At 38.1% G+C, this 19254-nt stretch carries 16 protein-coding genes; 3 read left to right on the plus strand and 13 right to left on the minus strand.

The features are described 5' to 3' along the window. Nucleotides 1-9 precede the first annotated feature (9 nt). From remA to CWR45_RS11255, 3 genes are all read right to left on the minus strand, one after another. On the minus strand, nucleotides 10-270 hold the full coding sequence (remA, locus tag CWR45_RS11245; protein ID WP_115749957.1) for an extracellular matrix/biofilm regulator RemA: 261 nt from the start codon (nucleotides 268-270) through the stop codon (nucleotides 10-12). A 110-nt stretch (nucleotides 271-380) separates the two neighbouring features. Beyond that, nucleotides 381-1262: a YicC/YloC family endoribonuclease gene (locus CWR45_RS11250; RefSeq protein WP_245975409.1), complete on the minus strand. Its 882-nt coding sequence runs from the start codon at nucleotides 1260-1262 to the stop codon at nucleotides 381-383. 507 nt (nucleotides 1263-1769) lie between these two features. Then, nucleotides 1770-4421 carry a calcium-translocating P-type ATPase, SERCA-type gene (locus CWR45_RS11255; RefSeq protein WP_115749959.1) on the minus strand — a complete coding sequence of 884 codons (2652 nt, stop codon included), beginning with the start codon at nucleotides 4419-4421 and terminating at the stop codon, nucleotides 1770-1772. A 187-nt stretch (nucleotides 4422-4608) separates the two neighbouring features. On the opposite strand from CWR45_RS11255, the gene CWR45_RS11260 reads away from it, so the two are divergent. After that, the gene (locus CWR45_RS11260) at nucleotides 4609-6324 is read left to right on the plus strand and encodes an Rqc2 family fibronectin-binding protein (protein WP_115749960.1); all 1716 of its coding nucleotides are present in this window, start codon (nucleotides 4609-4611) and stop codon (nucleotides 6322-6324) included. An 82-nt stretch (nucleotides 6325-6406) separates the two neighbouring features. Here CWR45_RS11260 and CWR45_RS11265 read toward each other — a convergent pair whose 3' ends face one another. Next, on the minus strand, nucleotides 6407-6829 hold the full coding sequence (locus CWR45_RS11265; RefSeq protein WP_115749961.1) for an organic hydroperoxide resistance protein: 423 nt from the start codon (nucleotides 6827-6829) through the stop codon (nucleotides 6407-6409). A gap of 274 nt (nucleotides 6830-7103) precedes the next feature. On the opposite strand from CWR45_RS11265, the gene CWR45_RS19835 reads away from it, so the two are divergent. Beyond that, nucleotides 7104-7250, plus strand: coding sequence for a hypothetical protein (locus CWR45_RS19835; RefSeq protein ID WP_170138844.1), 147 nt, complete (start codon nucleotides 7104-7106; stop codon nucleotides 7248-7250). A 32-nt stretch (nucleotides 7251-7282) separates the two neighbouring features. Here CWR45_RS19835 and CWR45_RS11270 read toward each other — a convergent pair whose 3' ends face one another. After that, nucleotides 7283-8143, minus strand: coding sequence for a LysR family transcriptional regulator (locus CWR45_RS11270; RefSeq protein WP_115749962.1), 861 nt, complete (start codon nucleotides 8141-8143; stop codon nucleotides 7283-7285). A gap of 110 nt (nucleotides 8144-8253) precedes the next feature. Between CWR45_RS11270 and CWR45_RS11275 the strand changes: the two genes are divergently transcribed. Next, nucleotides 8254-9027 carry a class I SAM-dependent methyltransferase gene (locus tag CWR45_RS11275; protein ID WP_115749963.1) on the plus strand — a complete coding sequence of 258 codons (774 nt, stop codon included), beginning with the start codon at nucleotides 8254-8256 and terminating at the stop codon, nucleotides 9025-9027. 421 nt (nucleotides 9028-9448) lie between these two features. Here CWR45_RS11275 and pyrE read toward each other — a convergent pair whose 3' ends face one another. Genes pyrE through CWR45_RS11315 form a run of 8 tightly spaced genes read right to left on the minus strand, consistent with a single transcriptional unit; the run spans nucleotide 9449 to nucleotide 18878 of the window. After that, nucleotides 9449-10066 carry an orotate phosphoribosyltransferase gene (gene pyrE, locus CWR45_RS11280; RefSeq protein WP_115749964.1) on the minus strand — a complete coding sequence of 206 codons (618 nt, stop codon included), beginning with the start codon at nucleotides 10064-10066 and terminating at the stop codon, nucleotides 9449-9451. Beyond that, complete coding sequence (gene pyrF / locus CWR45_RS11285; protein WP_115749965.1) at nucleotides 10053-10763, minus strand: orotidine-5'-phosphate decarboxylase; 711 nt, start codon at nucleotides 10761-10763, stop codon at nucleotides 10053-10055. Before pyrF ends, pyrE begins: the two co-directional genes overlap by 14 nt. Then, nucleotides 10763-11677, minus strand: a complete 915-nt coding sequence (locus CWR45_RS11290; protein ID WP_115749966.1) for a dihydroorotate dehydrogenase — start codon at nucleotides 11675-11677, stop codon at nucleotides 10763-10765. The genes pyrF and CWR45_RS11290 overlap by 1 nt, the downstream gene beginning before the upstream one ends. Continuing rightward, nucleotides 11674-12429 (minus strand): dihydroorotate dehydrogenase electron transfer subunit, encoded by a 756-nt coding sequence (locus CWR45_RS11295; protein WP_115749967.1) that lies wholly within the window; start codon nucleotides 12427-12429, stop codon nucleotides 11674-11676. The genes CWR45_RS11290 and CWR45_RS11295 overlap by 4 nt, the downstream gene beginning before the upstream one ends. Then, nucleotides 12426-15626: a carbamoyl-phosphate synthase large subunit gene (carB, locus tag CWR45_RS11300; protein WP_115749968.1), complete on the minus strand. Its 3201-nt coding sequence runs from the start codon at nucleotides 15624-15626 to the stop codon at nucleotides 12426-12428. The genes CWR45_RS11295 and carB overlap by 4 nt, the downstream gene beginning before the upstream one ends. Further along, a complete protein-coding gene (locus CWR45_RS11305; RefSeq protein ID WP_115749969.1) occupies nucleotides 15619-16713 on the minus strand; it encodes a carbamoyl phosphate synthase small subunit in 1095 nt (364 codons plus the stop codon). The genes carB and CWR45_RS11305 overlap by 8 nt, the downstream gene beginning before the upstream one ends. After that, nucleotides 16688-17998, minus strand: a complete 1311-nt coding sequence (locus tag CWR45_RS11310; RefSeq protein ID WP_115749970.1) for a dihydroorotase — start codon at nucleotides 17996-17998, stop codon at nucleotides 16688-16690. The genes CWR45_RS11305 and CWR45_RS11310 overlap by 26 nt, the downstream gene beginning before the upstream one ends. Continuing rightward, complete coding sequence (locus CWR45_RS11315) at nucleotides 17925-18878, minus strand: aspartate carbamoyltransferase catalytic subunit (RefSeq protein WP_115749971.1); 954 nt, start codon at nucleotides 18876-18878, stop codon at nucleotides 17925-17927. Before CWR45_RS11315 ends, CWR45_RS11310 begins: the two co-directional genes overlap by 74 nt. Nucleotides 18879-19254 lie beyond the last annotated feature (376 nt).

The following is a 19254-nucleotide window of genomic DNA, read 5'->3' on the forward strand; positions in this document are numbered from 1 at the left end:
ACACAAACCTTAATCATCTGAATCCTCGTCATGACTTAACAGCCTTTGTCCAACAGTTTCAGGTTGTACCGCTGATAGTACGACATGATCACTATCGGTAACGATCACTGCTCTGGTCCGGCGTCCGTATGTAGCATCTATCAGTTTATTATGATCTCTTGCCACGGTAATAATTCTTTTTATTGGAGCTGATTCTGGTGAAACAATCGAGATTATTCGATTGGCAGAAACAACATTTCCGAATCCTATATTAATAAGTCGCAAATTCAAGTAATTTCCCTCCATGATCCAGTTGAAAGACTCGCATTATTTAAAAATCGTGACATTTAAATTACGTCTAACAATCATTATACTATAAAATGCAAATAAAAACCTAGGCTTCACTCAATATTTTGTACTTGTTCTTTAATCTTTTCAATTTCACCTTTAAGCGAAATCGTCCATTCACTGAGTTTAGCGTCGGTTGACTTAGAGCCAATCGTATTTACTTCACGATGCATTTCTTGCGTAATAAAATCCAACTTTCTTCCAATCGCATCATTCATCTGAATCGATGCCCGAAAATGTTCAATATGACTGATAAGTCTCGTGACTTCTTCCGTTATATCCCCTTTTTCAGCAAGTAAGACAATTTCCTGGTGAATTCTTGCAGGATCAATTAGCGTGTGACCTTCTAATTGATCTTCCACTCTTTCCTTGATTCGCTTGCGATATTCTTCGATTACTAAAGTTCGTCTTGTTTGTAATAATATCACAATATCCTCTATTGTGGATACACGTTTCATTAAATCTTGAAATAAATATTCGCCCTCTTTTCGCCGCATTGCAACTGCCTGTTCACAAGCTTTTTCTACACTTGCTAAAATAGCATCTTTAAATGCATCCTTTTGATTTCCTTCTTGTACTGTAAGGATATTTGGAAGACTTGTTAAAATGGTTACTGGCAGTTCGCCAGATAGACTGTAACGCTCCTTTGCTGCATTTATCTTTTCCATATATTCATCCAACAATTCCCAGTCCATTTCTACTTTTTTCTGTGCAAGTGAACTTCCTGCGATTTCAATAATAACTTCGATTCTTCCACGTTTAAATTGGTATTGAATAATTTTTTTAATTTTTTCTTCTAGGAAAAGCAGGAATGAAGGCATCTTGATTGCAATATCCAAAAATCGGTGATTCACCGTTCGTATTTCAACCGTAATACTTGCATCTTCAATATATAATACGCTACTTCCGTAACCAGTCATACTCATCGCCATCATTATCACATCCGATTTCAAATATACTTTTTATCTTATCAAAAAAAAGACAGTTTACCAAGACATCGTTTCCTTATTGGGTAAATACATAGTTGTAGATAATCTACGGACAATCAGCAAAGATTTCCGGGAGCAAGGCAGTCTGCTTCTCCGAAAACGATGACCACTTTCGATGAATCTTCAGCCGGTGCTTTTTCCATAGGAGGCTCTTGTCCTCAGCTACAATCAACGGCCATGTGAGAGGGAATATAAACATGTAAATGGTTATTTTCGAACCATCCTAGCGGAAGAAATACACGAAGACTCCTGCGGTAAGAAGAGCCTAGGTGAGACTATGAAGTGCTTTAGCACGAGAAGGCTCGCCAGCTCCCCGCGGAAAGCGTAGTGTATTTCTGGAGCGACGGCCAAGTAAGCAAATATAATCCTAAGTTAGTCCCCAGTTTATAAAGATTGTACCATTCAATGTGAAAAAGGCTAAAAACCCGAACAAGTTTGCTCGGGTTAGCATGGTTATTTCCTAAAGCCAAATAGTACGGTTGGGATTGCGCTTATTGCTCCGACAAACATCCAGTCTCTTAACGATAATGCCGTTGTATGGAAAACAGGCTGCATTGGTGGCCAGTAAATTACAACAAGTAACAGTAATAATGATGAAATTACCGCAAGGACAAGGTAAATATTTTCAAATGGATTTCTTGAAAATACCGAATGGTCACTTCGACAATCGAACACATGAATGAGCTGGGCCATAACTAATGTCGTAAATGCAACTGTTTGGGCATAAATCAAGTTATCCGGATTATATTGATACGATAACATAAAGGCAATTAACGTTACAAGGCCAATTAATATCCCACGACTAATAATTTTATAACCTAGTCCTCTTGCAAATATACCTTCTTTCGGATTTCTTGGCGTTCGCTTCATTACATCATTTTCTGGTTTGTCTAATCCAAGTGCCATCGCCGGCAATCCATCTGTTACAAGGTTTACCCATAATATTTGTACGGGGACGAGCGGTAACGGTAGTGCTAATAGCATCGCAAATAACATGACTAATATTTCACCAACATTTGAGGCTAGTAAATATCGAATAAATTTACGGATATTTTCATAAATGTTTCTTCCTTCATGAATTGCTTCCTTAATTGTCGCAAAGTTGTCATCCATTAATACTAGGGAGGAGGCTTCTTTTGTAACGTCTGTCCCGCTAATGCCCATACTTATCCCAATATCACTTGCTTTAATCGCCGGGGCATCATTGACACCATCTCCCGTCATGGCAACGATATGTCCTTTATCTTGAAAAGCCTTGACGATTTTCAATTTATGTTCAGGGGTTACCCTTGCGAATACGTAAGTATCCTCGATAACTTCCTCTAGATCCGCCAACGACATTTGATTTAATTGATATCCTTCAAGAACGAGACCGTTTTCAGGTAATAAATTGAGATTCTTCGCAATTGCACGTGCGGTATTAACATGATCTCCGGTAATCATTACGGTCTTAATTCCTGCTTGTCTACACTCTTCAATCGCCGACTTCACTTCTTTCCGCGGTGGATCAATCATTCCATATAGTCCGATAAACGTTAAATCTTTTTCTAGGAAGGTAGCGTCAAGTGACTCATTTTTTGATAATGACCTTATCCCAATCGCTATCGTTCGCAGTGCTTTATTTGCCATCAAATTAATCGCAGTATCAATTTTTGTGCGATCCACTGCTTTAATTAATGCTTTATTATTTCCATCTAGCCAAAAAGTAGATCTTGGAAGAAGTACATCTGGTGCACCTTTGGTGATAAGAAAACGCATTTGATTTTCATCTTCAACGATAACACTCATCCGTTTGCGATCCGAATCAAAAGGTAATTCTTTTATTATCTGGTATTTACTCTTGTCTGCATCTGTAAAACCTAATTTTCTTGCAGCGACTAATAAAGCCCCATCTGTCGGGTCGCCGTCAATCGAATATTTTCCCTTCTTAGTTTGTAATATTGCATTGTTGCAAAGCATTCCGTAGAATAACATCGATCCTAAGTTTGGATAATCTTGCTCAACTTTTGTTTTATTAATAAAAAAATCTCCACGAATATCATAGCCATCACCTGTCACATAAAGATGTTTGCCATTTAAATAAATCTCTTTAACAGTCATTTGGTTTTCCGTCATTGTTCCGGTTTTATCCGAACATATGACAGAAGCACAACCTAAGGTTTCTACTGCTGACAGTTTTCGAACAATCGCCTTCTTCTTAATCATTCGCTGGACACCTAATGATAATGCGACCGTTACAATCGCCGGTAATCCTTCTGGTATGGCGGCAACCGCTAATGAAACACCCGCTAAAAACATTTCATACATTGGATTCCCTTGTAGTACTCCTAGCACAACAACAAGTGCGGTTAAAAGTAAGGCAACAACAATTAAAATTTTACCAAGCTCTGCTAATTTTCGCTCAAGTGGTGTAATCGCTTTTTTCGTATTAACCATTAATGATGCAATTTGTCCCATTACGGTATTCATCCCTGTTCCCACCACAATGCCTACTCCTGATCCTCTCGTGACAAGCGTTCCCATAAAGCCCATATTTACTTGATCCTGTGCATCTAGGTTTTCCTTTACAATTGCCGTAGCATGCTTCATTACTGGTAAAGATTCACCAGTAAGTGCAGATTCTTCCGTTTCCATGCTTGTTGATTTAATGATTCGAATATCAGCCGGGATACGATCGCCACTATCGACTTTTACAATATCACCAACTACAATTTCTCTTGATGTTACCCTTTCCCATTTATTGTCGCGCAACACATGTGCAATAGGTGCTGATAGTTCTTTCAATTTTTCAAGAGACTTTTCAGCCTTTTGTTCTTGAAAATAGCCAATAAACCCATTTACTAAAACAATTAACATGATTGCGATCGCATCAACAAATTCCCCTAATAATCCCGCAATGAGAGTTGCTGCAAGTAAGACAATAACCATAAAATCCTGAAATTGTTTTAAGAAAACAAGCCACTTTGATGTATGCTTTTGCTCATCTAGCACATTATAACCATACTGTTTCTGCCGTTCCCCCACTTGTTTTTCTGTAAGTCCTCTATTACTGGAAACTACTAACTTCTCTTCAATGCGGTCTACGTCTAATTGATACCATTTCATCTGCATTCCTCCGGGCTATTAAATAATATTAGAAAACTTGGCAAACGCCTAAGCCTTTGGGCGAATGCCATAGTTGCACTTATGTAGAAAGAAATACGGATATACTTTCTTTACTACCAAGCTCATACTTCAATATCTATGCATACTTGTCCTAAAAAATGCTATAATTGTCATGAGAGGTGATCCTATGCCATTCGATGGTATTGTAACTAGAGCAGTAACAGATGAATTAAAGCAAACAATAGTCCCAGGTAAAATAAATAAAATATACCAGCCTACCGCTACCGAAATCATCTTAACAATTCGTAGCCAAGGGAAAAATCATACACTATTATTATCAATCCACCCAACCTATGCTAGATTCCACTTAACGGATGATACATATGTTAACCCGCAAGAAGCACCGATGTTTTGCATGGTACTGCGTAAGCATCTATCAGGTGCGACCATAGAAGAAATTGAGCAGAATGGCATGGAGCGTATCGTTACTTTTAAAATTAGAACAAGAAATGAAATTGGCGATATTGGTCAAAAGCTACTCGTCATTGAATTGATGGGGAAACATAGCAATGTTATGCTGGTAGACGAAGAAAAGGGTAATATCATCGACAGTCTAAAGCATGTATCCATGGCTCAAAATCGTTATCGAACAATTTTACCTGGCCAACAGTACATCCTTCCACCTGCACAGAATAAATTAAATCCATTATTAACAGATGGTGAGGATTTAATTAAGAAGCTTGATTTTAATGCAGGGAAATTAGACAGTCAGATTGTAACTCATCTTGATGGATTTTCCCCTTTTATTGCGCGCGAAATCGTTTCACGTGCAGGCTTAGGTAGTGGGAACATCTATGCGGAAAAATATATGGAAATAAGAACGCAGCTAATTGAAAATCACTATACACCAGCAATTTATCGAAATAAGAAAGAAGAATTCCACGTCATTGCGTTACAAAGCTTTAATGGTGAAATCATAAAATTTGATTCAGTAAATAATATGCTCGATACTTTTTATTCTGGAAAAGCAGAGCGTGATCGTGTAAAGCAGCAGGCAAAAGATTTATCACATTTCATAAAAAATGAAAAGAATAAAAACGAAAGAAAAATGAAAAAGCATCTGCAAACAATTAAAAAGGCTGCTGAAGCAGATCGTTATCAAAAGAAAGGTGAGCTTTTAACAGCCAATATGCACCTCGTTTCCAAAGGAGATAAAAGCATAGCAGTGATTGATTATTATGATCCACAACAATCGGAAATAACGATTGAATTAAATCCAAATAAAACTCCTAGCGAAAACGCACAGGGTTTCTTTAAAACGTATCAAAAGTTAAAAACATCTAAAAAAATTATCGAACAAGAAATCATTAAGAATCAAGAAGAAATTGATTACTTGGAGCAATTATTACAGCAAATTGATGTTGCTAGCGTTGAGGATATCGAAGAAATTCGTGAAGAGCTACGAGAAGAAGGATATTTAAAAAAACAAGGGAAACAAAGGAAACAGAAAAACAAACCAAAGAACCCAGTACCAGAGAAATTTATATCAGCTGATGGCACTGAAATTCTTGTCGGTAAAAATAATAAGCAAAACGAATATGTCACCATGAAGCTCGGGCATCGAGACGATACATGGTTGCATACAAAGGATATTCCTGGGTCCCACGTAATTATCCGTTCCAAAGAACCAAGTGAGGAAACATTACTCGAAGCAGCAGAGCTTGCTGCATTTTTCAGCAAGTCACAAAACTCATCAGCAGTACCTGTTGACTATACGAAAATACGTCATGTAAAGAAGCCCAACGGTGCGAAGCCTGGATTCGTTACATATGATAATCAAAAAACATTATTCGTAACCCCATCAAATGAAACTGTGGAGCGGTTAAGAAATAATAAAACTTAAGATTGCCATGGACTAATATAGTGAGAAAATCACTTTATTATCTACCTACAATGAGGATTCCCTTTCTGGGAATCCTCATTTATTATACTACTTCCGGAATAATCGTCACTTCAATATTCCCTCTCGTTGCTTTCGAATACGGACAAAATTGGTGAGCAGATTCCGTTAGCTCCACTGCTTCTTCTGGACTTAAACCTTCAATTTTCACCTTCAACGTAACCCCTATTTTGAAACCATCATCTGCTGTATCTTTAAGAAAGCTAACTTCAGCTGTTGTCTCTGATTCAAGTTTTTTCTTTTGCTTCGAAGCTACTAAATTGAGTGCACCATCATAGCAAGCTGCATACCCTGCTGCAAATAGCTGTTCTGGATTGGATCCTTTCTCGCCAGACTTATCTGTCGCTGGATTTACTAACTGTAAATCAATCAGTCCATCGTCTGACTTCACATGACCGGCTCTTCCATTCTTAGCCGTTGCAAATGATGTAAAAATTACATTACTCATTCTATTCACTCCTTATACTATTACTTATACCTTCGTATTCCTCTTAAAGGTCCCTTTTAAACATTAATAAGACTCGTTTCCTATTAATTGTTACGGTTGATATAAACTGCGAACTATGAGCTACGTTGATTTCAGCTGCGGACAGTCGCGCATCCGGAGGGCAACGGCCATGAGAGAGGAATTGCCCTCTCGTCTTATATCATAGAAAGATGCCAGCAATAGCAAAATCCAGCGCAGAAAATACACGAAGACTCCTGCGGGAGGAAGGGCCTAGGTGAGACTTCGAAGTGCGTTAGCACAAGATGGCTCACCAGCCCCCCGCGGAAAGCGAAGTGTATTTTCGGAGCGATCGGCTAGAGAGCAATTGCTCTCAATAGCTAGTTCACTGTTTATCTTAACTTTTCGTTTTGATTCATTATAAGCTGTTAAACAAAACAAGCTTATAATAACATCCTAAAGAAAACTCGTACTTGTTAGTGCTGTAATAAAATGATCGACCTGTGGTAGTTGGCGAATTCCCTCTTGATAACATACCCACGTATCCCTTGTCACTGGCTTCCCATTTAGTTTCAACGGAACATTTGGATATTCATTTTTCATAGAATCTGAGACACTTTCTGGCAGTACTGCCATCCCAATTCCCTGCTTCATAAATTGTTTACACGTTTCAATTTGGTCTACAGTCATTGTTTTCTGAGGCTTGATTTGTTCCTGATGATGATAGAGCCAGTTGTCTACAAGCTCATGCATACTATCATCACTTTTAAAAGAGATTAGCGGACGCTCCTTTATATCATCTTTCGGAAAAGGTTCCGTATCAAAAATGTATAATGGATCATCAAATAAACGAATCGACACACTCTCCTTTAATTTTTCACCACGAATGATACAGACATGATAATTTTTATGATTACGTCGAATATCTTCACTAATTCCTGTCACAAGATCAATTGCAACCTTAGGAAATTTTGTTGTAAATTCTCCTAAAATAGCTGGAAGAAATCGTTGACTTATCAATGATGAACAAGCAATTGACAATGTTCCTTGAATTTCTTTACTTGACTCTGCAAGTTTGTTTATTAAGCCTGCTTCTCTTTCTACCACCTCTTTTGCATGGTTTAAGATAATTTCGCCACTAGGAGTTGGCACTAAGCCTTTAGGTGTCCTGATAAATAATATTTCTCCAAAATAATCCTCAATATATTTCAAACGCTGTGTAACTGCTGGTTGCGAAATCAGTATAATCTTTGCCGTACCGCGAATCGTACCAATCTCGTTGAGTTTCAAGAGTAATTCATAATCCTCAATTTTCATTGCTTCACCAACCTAATAAGTAATTATTATTATAATTGATTATATAATAGTATTTTACTTATATCACGCAAAAGCATAGGATAATAGTAAGAATGATTGGAGGAGTTAAAATGAATGAGAAGAAAAGTGTCCAAGAGGTTTTCTCCAAAAATAAGGAAGCATATTTTACGAGTAGCACACATGCAAATGGTAATGATTTGTCAGTTTTGATACATTGGCTAAATCCAAATAAAGATTTGTCAGCGCTTGATATAGCCACTGGTGGTGGTCATGCCGCCAAGAAGCTTGCCCCGAATGTTAAAAAAGTTTTTGCCACAGACATTACGAAAGAAATGTTAGAAAATACCGCAATGCATTTGCAATCTTATCCTAATATTAATTACGTCATAGCAGACGCTGAATCACTGCCATTTCTAGATAACTCCTTTGATATTATTACTTGTAGAATTGCTGCACACCATTTTCCTAATCCTGATAGATTTATTCAAGAAGTTGAGCGTGTATTAAAACCAAATGGCAGTTTTTTACTAATTGATAATGTTGGAGCAGAGGAACCTTCTGCAGATATATTCATTAATTCATTAGAGAAAATGCGGGATTATAGCCATGGTAGGTCATTGAAAATTACTGAATGGGAAAAACTACTTAGCAGCAACCATTTAACCGTGGTGAAACAAGAGAAGAGAAAAAAGACCTTACCATATAATGAATGGGTTAACCGAACATTAGATAAACAATCTAAAATCGAGGAAGTAAAACAGTATATATTAGCTGCCAATACGAAGATAAAAGATTATTTCCAAATCAAGATTGAGCACGAAGAAATTAAAGAATTTACAATTGATGAATGGATGGTCTTATGTACAAAGTCGCCTATTAGATAAACTGCGAACTAACTTAGGATGATATTTGCATCCTTGGCCGTCGCTCCAAAAATACACTACGCTTTCCGCGGGGAGCTGGTGAGCCTTCTTGTGCTGCCGCACTTCGAAGTCTCACCTAGGCTCTTCTTCCCGCAGGACAAGGAAGGCTTCGGCAGCGATGCATCGCACGAAGAAAATTGACCTTTATTTTCGAGGAGTCTTCGTGTATTTCTTCCGCTGAAGATAGAGTAGAATCAAAAGAAAATAATGACAAACCCACTAACTATCACCATTGATTGTAGCAATATACATGAGACTCATGTCTTAATTGCAACGACTGTCTAGGTTCGAAGACACGATTGTCACTAGTTCGCAGTTTATATCAACTATGTTTTTTATCCAAATATTTAAATAGCAACAACCAATAATGAAACGCTACTCCTTATTTCAAATTGTCACGCCAGTCGATTAACTTCTCTTTTTCACTTTGAGTCAGCTTCCGGTCTACAACTAACGCCTCAACTAATTGATCAAAGTTCGTAATTGTCGCAAATGGAAGTTCTGCTGCGGCAAACTGTGATTCTGCCTTCCCTAATCCATATGTAAAAATTGCAAAGACACTAATTACTTCTACATCTTCTTGTTGTAATGCTTTGGCAGCTTCAATTGCAGAACCACCTGTTGAAATTAAGTCTTCAATGACAAGAACCTTTTGCCCCTTTGATATTTGTCCCTCGATTTGATTTCCTTTGCCATGTCCCTTAGGCTTTGAGCGAACGTATACCATTGGCAATTGTAAACAATCTGCTAACCATGCTGCATGGGGAATCCCAGCGGTGGCACATCCGGCAATTACATCGGGTTTTTGATTTAGCTTACCAATCATCGTAATAAATGCATCGGTGATCTTTTTGCGAATTTCAGGATATGACATAGTTAAACGATTATCACAATAAATAGGTGACTTTATTCCCGATGTCCATGTGAAATAATTATCTGGATTAATTTGCACTGCTTTAATTTCTAATAGGTCTCTTGCCAATTCTTCATTTAATGCCATTTCCCCACTCCTCTACTGCTTGTTGGTATGCTTGATACGGATTTTCTGCTTTTGTTATGCTTCTGCCAATCACAAGGATATCTGCATCATTTTCTTTTGCAATTTTCAGTGTTGCAACTCGTTTTTGATCATCTAAACTAGAATTAGCTAATCGTATTCCAGGTGTTACAGTTAAAAAAGAATTACCACATTTTTCTTTAATTGAACCCGCTTCGTAAACCGAGCAGACAACACCATCTGCACCACTCTGCTTTGCAGTATATGCTAAATGTACGGCGTTTTCTCGAAGCTCACCAGGAATTAGTAGTTGATTATTCATCGTTTCTTTATCATGTGAAGTCAAGATAGTAACAGCAATTAATTTAGTCTTATGTTTAGAAGAACCTTTTAATAATCCTTCTTTCGCATGTTCTATCATGTCACTTCCACCAAGTGCGTGAACATTAACAATATCCACTTCAAGTGCTGCAAGATTTTTCATTGCCTTCATTACTGTTGTCGGAATATCATGCAATTTCAAATCTAAAAAAATCGGATGGTTATTTGCTTTCAACTTTTCAATGATAGCTGGGCCCTCACGAAAAAATAGTTCCATCCCTACTTTGACTGGGACACCATGAAGCTGATTGTTTTTAAGAAATTGTTCCGTAACTTCCCATGTAGGAAAATCCAAAGCCAAATATATTGCTTTATTCATTATACAAATACCGCCTTTCCCATCGCCTCTTGGACAGAAGCAAAACCATAACGGCTCAGCACATCGGGTAATTCATCAATAATTTCCTTACAAACCAAAGGATTGCCGAAATTAGCAGTTCCAACCGCAACCGCACTTGCCCCTGCTAATAAAAATTCAAGTACATCTTCTGCACTGCAAATTCCGCCCATGCCGATAATTGGCAGATCTACATTCTGCTTTACTTCATAAATCATCCGAATCGCAATCGGTTTAATTGCAGGACCTGATAAACCACCAGTTTTATTTGCAATCAAAGGTCGCTTAGATGGTAAGTGGATTTGCATTCCAGTTAATGTGTTAATCATCGATAGACCGTCAGCACCAGCCGCTTCCACTGCTTTTGCCATCTCAACAATATCAGCTACATTTGGTGAGAGTTTTACATATACTGGTAACTTGCTTACTCTCTTTACTCTCTCGGTTACTTTAGCAGCCATTACTGGATCTGTTCCGAACTGAATGCCACCTTCCTTTACATTTGGACAGGAAATATTTAGTTCCAATGCATGTACATCTTCCGTATAGTTAAATGCTGCCGCCACCATTTCGTATTCCTCAATCGTACTACCAGCAATATTAGCGATGATAGATGTATCAAAATTAGCTAAAAATGGCACTTCATACTCGATAATTTTATCGACACCTGGATTTTGTAAACCGATGGCATTAAGCATTCCTGAAGCAGTTTCAGCGACACGTGGTGTGGGATTTCCTAGCCTAGCATTTCCCGTTGCTGCCTTCATTATCACTGCTCCAAGTTCACTTAGATCATAATAGTTACTATATTCATGTCCAAATCCGAAACAGCCTGAGGCAGGCATAATCGGATTTTTCAATTTCAAACCTGGTAAAGATACCGCTAACTCGTTCATATTGTTACCTCCTCTGCAAGAAATACTGGTCCATCACTGCATATTTTCTTATATCCACTTTCATTATTTGCTGGTATCATGCAGGCGAGACAAGCACCGACCCCACAGCCCATTCGTTCTTCTAAAGAAATATACCCACGTTTTCCACTTAATTTACTAGTAACTGCTTGAATCATTGGAAGTGGACCACAAGTATAATAGCAGTCAAAGTCACCGACCTTATCCAATAAATCTGTTACTAACCCTTTATTCCCATAGGAACCATCATCGGTAACAATATACGTTTCTGCAATCTCTTTAAACTTATCTTCATAAAAAACATTTTCTGCTGTTTGAAAACCAAGTATTGCAATTGCATTGACATTCTGCGCTGCTAGCTGTTTACCAAGATAATACATCGGTGGTACACCAATCCCTCCACCTATTAAAAGAACAGTTTCCTTCGCTTCTTGCCTAAGCGGAAAACCATTACCACTTGGACCAAGCGCATTAATCTGTTGTCCTACACTGTATGCAGCTAGGCGTTTCGTACCTGATCCAATTACTTTAAAAAGAATCGTGACGAGATGATTTTCTTTATCTATATCAGCTATGGAAATTGGTCTCCCCAACGTATGACCTTCGATTAAAATATGGAGGAATTGACCTGGCACGGCTGTTTCACTAATATGGATATTCTCCAGCTTCATCTCGATCGTATCTTTCGCAATCTGTTTCGTTCCAATTATCTGCAGCTTTTCCTTTTTAATCATGGGCGAACTACCTCTTTATTTGTTATTGATTTAGCGCTAAATGTTGTAGTATCAATTACGTTTACGATTGCATTTGCTGTATCTAAATTCGTGAGACACGGTATTCCATGTTCTACCGCCTGTCGTCGAATTAAAAATCCATCTGAGCGTGGCTGCTTACCAGAATTTAAAGTATTCACTACAAACTGTACTTGACCCTTTTCAATGATAGATAGAACATTTGGTTGTTCAGCTCCAACCTTCTGTACAGCCGTAATTGGAATTCCTGCTTGTTTTACAAACGCAGCTGTCCCTTCAGTTGCAAACAATTCAAATCCCAGCTCATGGAATCGTTCTGCTATATCGAGCATTTCTTCTTTATCTTTATCCGCAACCGTTAATAATACGCCACCTTCTTGGGGAACCTTAACTCCAGCAGCGAGCAATCCTTTAAATAATGCTTTTTCTAAATTTTTATCATAACCGATTGCTTCACCTGTTGATTTCATCTCTGGTCCAAGAATCGTATCAACACTGCGCAATTTTTCAAATGAGAAGACAGGGATTTTAACCGCGACATTGTCAATATCTGGTAGAATCCCAGATTGATAGCCTAGATCTGCTAGTTTCATACCGAGAATTGATTTTGTAGCAAGATTGGCCATTGGTACGCCCGTAATTTTACTTAAAAATGGAATCGTTCTGCTTGCTCGTGGATTAACTTCAAGGACATATACATCTTCATCCCGAATAATGAATTGAATGTTAATCAGACCTTTTACCTGCAGCGCGCGCGCAATTTTAATTGCTGCATCGATACATTTTTGTTTGACATTTCCCCCCATTCTTTGTGGTGGGTATACTGCCATCGAATCGCCCGAATGTACGCCAGCTCGCTCAATATGTTCCATTATTCCTGGTAATATTACTGTCTCACCATCGCTGATTGCATCAACTTCTGCTTCCATACCTGTGATGTATTTATCGATTAGCAGCGGATGCTCTGGACTCGCATTTATTGTTTTATTTAAATATAATTGCAGATCATGATCATCATAAACAATTTCCATTTTGCTTCCACCAATTACATAAGAAGGTCTTACGAGTACCGGATAACCGACCCAATTTGCTACTTCAATCGCTTGGTCAAAATTACGAACTGCCTTACCTTTCGGCCTTAGTATTGCTAATTCATCCAGTAAGTCTTCGAATTTGTCACGATCCTCTGCACGGTCAATCGATTCCAAGCTTGTTCCTAAAATATTTACCCCTCTTCGTTCAAGACCTGCCGCTAAGTTAATTGCGGTTTGCCCACCGAACTGGACGATTACACCTTCTGGATTTTCTAATGCAATGACATGCATGACATCTTCCAAGGTTAGCGGTTCAAAATAGAGCTTATCAGAGATACTAAAATCGGTTGAAACCGTTTCTGGATTATTGTTCATAATTATCGATTCATATCCCATTTCCCTTATGGCAAGAACGGAATGGACGGTAGCATAATCGAATTCAATTCCTTGACCGATCCGAATTGGACCTGAGCCGAGAACGAGAATTTTCTTACGGTTCGAAGCAATCGATTCGTTTTCCTCTTCATACGAACTATAAAAGTAAGGAGTCTTGGATTCAAATTCTGCTGCACATGTATCTACCATTTTATAGACAGGTGCTATGTTTTCCTTCAGTCGCTGCTCATACACGTAATCAACGGATACATTCCATAGTCTAGCAATCTGTGTATCTGAAATCCCCAATCGTTTTGCTTTCCTTAATATTTCCATAGATAAACGATTATTTACTAGTTCTGTTTCAAACATAATTAACTGTTGTATTTTTACGAGGAAGAAACGATCGATTTTTGTATTATCAAAAATCGTATCCACTGATACCCCACGACGAAATGCTTCTGCGATAACAAAAATACGTTCATCATCCGCTGATTTCATCCGATTTTCCAAATCATTAGTTGCTACCTTTTCTAATGATTTCAGCCATAACTCTTGCGAACCATGGTCAAGAGAACGGATACCCTTTAATAGTGACTCCTCGAAACTTCTCCCAATCGCCATGATTTCACCGGTAGCCTTCATTTGGGTTCCAAGCTTTCTGTCACCCGCTGTAAACTTATCAAATGGGAAGCGTGGAAATTTCGTAACGATATAATCAAGTGTCGGTTCAAATAATGCATATGTATTTCCTGTAATCGGATTGATAATCTCATCCATCGTGTACCCTACTGCTATTTTTGCTGCTACTTTTGCAATTGGATATCCTGTTGCTTTTGATGCCAGCGCAGAGGACCTGCTTACTCTTGGGTTCACTTCGATAATATAATAGTTGAAACTATTTGGGTCGATTGCCAGTTGGACATTACATCCACCTTCAATCCCTAGTGCACGAATAATTTTAAGAGAAGCGTTGCGTAATAGCTGGTGCTCACGATCACTTAAGGTTTGTGAAGGAGCAACAACAATCGAATCACCAGTATGTATACCCACCGGATCAATATTTTCCATATTACAAACAACAATCGCTTGATCCTTTTTATCACGAATCACTTCATATTCAATTTCTTTAAATCCAGCTATATTTCGCTCAATTAGACACTGATTTACTGGGGATAACGCAAGGCCATTCCTCGTAATCTCCAGTAATTCTGTTTCGTTATAACACATTCCACCGCCAGTTCCTCCTAATGTAAATGCAGGGCGTACAATTAGTGGAAAGCCAATCTCTTTTGAAAAATCAATTGCCTCATTTACAGTGTGCACTATTCTGCTATCAGGTACAGGCTCATTGATTTCCTGCATTAAACTTCTGAATTTCTCTCGATCTTCTGCTTTTTGAATTGCTTCTAATGATGTACCTAATAATTCAACATCATACTTGGATAATATTCCATTATTCTCCAATTCAATTGCTAAGTTTAATCCAGTTTGTCCTCCTAATGTTGCTAAAAGTGCATCCGGCCGTTCTTTACGAATAATCTTTGTTAAAAATTCAACTGTTAATGGCTCCATATATACTTTATCTGCTACTGTATGATCAGTCATAATCGTTGCTGGATTGGAATTTGCTAAGATGACAGTGTACCCTTCATCCTTCAGCGTTTGACATGCCTGTGTACCTGAATAATCAAATTCAGCTGCTTGACCAATTACAATTGGACCTGACCCGATTACAAGAATTTTATTAATTGCAGTATTTTTAGGCATATGCTTCCTCCTCATTTTTACTTGATTTAATCATTTGCAAAAATTGATCAAATAAATAATTCGTATCTTCAGGTCCTGGTGCTGCTTCTGGATGATATTGCACGGAAAACGCAAGATGCTTCTTATGTGCAATTCCCTCCACTGTGTCATCATTTAGCGCCAGTTGCGTCAATTCTAATTCCGTATTTTCAAGGGATGCTTTACTTACCGCATAACTATGATTCTGTGAAGTTAAATAAGTAATATTTTTGCGAATATCTTTTACTGGATGATTCGCACCTCTGTGACCAAATCTCATTTTCTCTGTATCTGCACCATTTGCAAGTGCTAATAATTGATGTCCGAGACATATTCCGAAGATAGGAATCTTTCCAATTACCTGTTTAATCATTTCTATAGCTTCCGGTACATCTTTGGGATCTCCAGGTCCATTTGTAAGCATCATACCATCTGGTTTTAGGCGTAAAATCTTTTCTGCACTATAGTTGTAAGGAACAACTGTAATATGACAGTCACGTTTAGTCAGTTCACGAAGTATCCCATGTTTTGCACCAAAGTCAACCATTACAATCCGCAAACCTCTTCCAGGTACAACATAAGGTTTTACTGTAGATGTCATTTTAACTTGGTCTTTTGATAACTCTTTTTCTTTCAACTGACTTACAATTTCTTCAGCAGACTGACTGGTATCCGCAATCATTGCTTTCATTGTTCCATGTTTTCTTATAATCTTCGTTAGTTTCCTAGTATCTATTCCAGAAATACCTGGGATATTATGCGCTTTTAGAAAATGGTCCAAGCTTTCATCATTTCTAAAATTAGAAGGATGCTCACTCACTTCTTTCACCACTAATCCCTGAATAAATGGTGTTACTGTTTCAAAATCATCACGGTTTATTCCATAATTACCAACTAGCGGGTAAGTCATCGTTACAATTTGTCCATAGTATGATGGGTCTGTAATGACTTCTTGATAACCAGTCATACCTGTATTAAATACAACTTCTCCTGTTGATAAACGATCACTGCCGAATCCTTCACCTATGAAAACTGTTCCATCCTCAAGAACCAATTGTCGTTTGTACATGAATATCCTCCTCATTAATGTAAGCTACATTTCCCTCTGAGATTGTTAAAATCGGAGAACCTACAACCTTCCAACTGTCGAATGGTGTATTTTTCCCTTTCGATAAAAAATTCTCTTTTTGAATAATCGATTCCCTTTCTAAATTCACTACTGTTATATCAGCTACTTGATTTTCTTCTAATAATCCGTAGGGCAAGTTAAACACTTTAGCTGGTTTCGTTGTCAGCCATTCTACAAGCTGATGCAATGTAACCTTTCCCTGTTTTACTAAGTATGTGTACAGTAGTGGGAAAGCTGTCTCTAAGCCAACAATTCCGAAAGGTGCATACAGAAAACCTTTGTCCTTTTCATCTGCTGCATGTGGCGCATGATCAGTTGCAATAAAATCTATCGTCCCATCCAGCAAACCTGCAAGTAGTGCTTGTTGGTCTGCTGCTGTGCGTAGTGGTGGATTCATTTTATAGTTTGCATCATTCGTCATAATCGAATCTTCGTTCATCAATAAATGATGTGGTGTTACTTCAGCAGTAACATTGATTCCTGCCCGCTTAGCATCACGGATGATACGAACGGATTCCTTTGTACTTACGTGACAAACATGGTAATGACAGCCCGTTGCTTCTGCTAATAGCACATCTCTAGCAATTTGTACCGATTCACTTAATGATGGGATACCTGGTAAGTTTAAGCGATTACTAACCTTGCCATCATGTACGACTCCATCGTAGACAATGGAATTATCCTCGCAATGGGCAACAATTGAAGCACCGCATGCTGCCGCTTCTTTCATCGCTTTAAGCATGAAATCTGCCGTTTGAATTCCTACCCCGTCATCAGTAAAGGCGAATACCCCCATTTCAACAAGTGCATTAATTTCCGTAATTTCCTTGCCTTTTAATCCTTTTGTAATTGCAGCATATGGAAGTACACGAACGACTGCATCTTCACTAATTTTTGCAAACAACTCGCGGATGGTTGCTGCATTATCAGGTACAGGATTTGTATTTGGCATCGCACAAACCGTCGTAAATCCTCCTCTTGCAGCAGCCTCTGTACCAGTTTTAATCGTTTCCTTATGCTCACCACCTGGTTCTCTTAGATGGATATGTACATCGATGAACCCAGGTAGAATCAAATTGCCGTCGAGATCAATGGTCTTATCTACTTGTTCTGCCGATAAATCGTGGTCTATCCTTTCTATTTTTTTATCGTTAATTAATACTTCGCAAGGCTCCATTCCACTGGTTTCTAATAGTCGTTTCGCGTTTTTCAATCGTATTTTCATTAATAATCCCCCATTCTTGTAATACATGCTTGATTATTGCCATGCGGATATAGACACCATTTTCCATCTGTTTAAAAATTCGAGAACGACTGCATTCTACAAGGTCTGTATCAATCTCTATCCCTCTATTGATTGGTGCCGGATGCATAATAATTGCCGCCTGTTTCATTTTCTTTTCCCGTTCTTTTGTTAACCCATATTGCTGTAAATAATTATTCGTTTCTGCTTTATCTTCATGTCTTTCATGCTGAATTCTTAAGAGCATGACAACATCTGCAAGTTCGACCGCCTGATCCATCGTAATATAGGGAAATTCTAGTTCTTCATCAATAAATTCTGGTGCAGCACTTAAGAATACTTTTGCTCCTAGCTTTTTTAATGCATTGGCATTTGAGTGAGCAACACGACTATGTTTGATGTCGCCGACAATGACAATATTTAACCCTCTGAATCTGCCATACTCCTGATAAATCGTAAGTAAATCCAACATGCACTGGGTCGGATGTTCTTCTTTACCAGCACCAGCGTTTATTACTGGAATTGCCAGTTTCTGATCAAGCTCTTCAAACCATGTATCAGAAGCATCACGAATAACTAATAAATTTGCCCCAATTGCTTCAAAGGTCTTCGCCGTATCATATAATGACTCCCCTTTTAATACGCTCGAACTTTCCATATGAAAATCCAGCACTTCAAGGCCAAGCTTTCTCTCTGCAACAATGAAACTCATTTTCGTTCTTGTACTCGGCTCGAAGAATAGATTGCCAGCAAATAACTGCTTCGGTATACTAGCTTCTTTTACTCTGTATTTCTCAGCATTGCTTAATATCGAATAAATATCTTCCACTGTTAGTTGATTCATCGAAATAAAATGTTTCATTTATAGAATACCTCCTCTTTATAACCATTTTGACTAGAGCTAAATGATAAACGACTGTTTAAGTTGGTACATACTGCGTTCGAAACGATATGACGGTCTTGCCGAACAAATCATCGCAAGAGTTAATGGAAACACGTTGGACTTTAGCACATCGATTTTGATTTATTGTTCTTAGATGAAGCAAGTCTTGCTCAAGGTTTATTACTTGAATTAAATGCGTTCCTACTTGTATAGAACAGAAAATTATTAATTCTGTTTATGTTTTTTACCAAAAAAAAACCTCTTTGCATAAGGATGCAAAGAGGTACACCTGTATCAATGTATACAGATTTCCTTCAGAACAACCTTATAAATCTCTCTGGATTTATTTAAAAGT

Origin of the sequence: Oceanobacillus chungangensis, from assembly GCF_003369565.1 — a bacterium.
GTDB classification, from domain to species: Bacteria; Bacillota; Bacilli; order Bacillales; family Amphibacillaceae; genus Oceanobacillus; species Oceanobacillus chungangensis.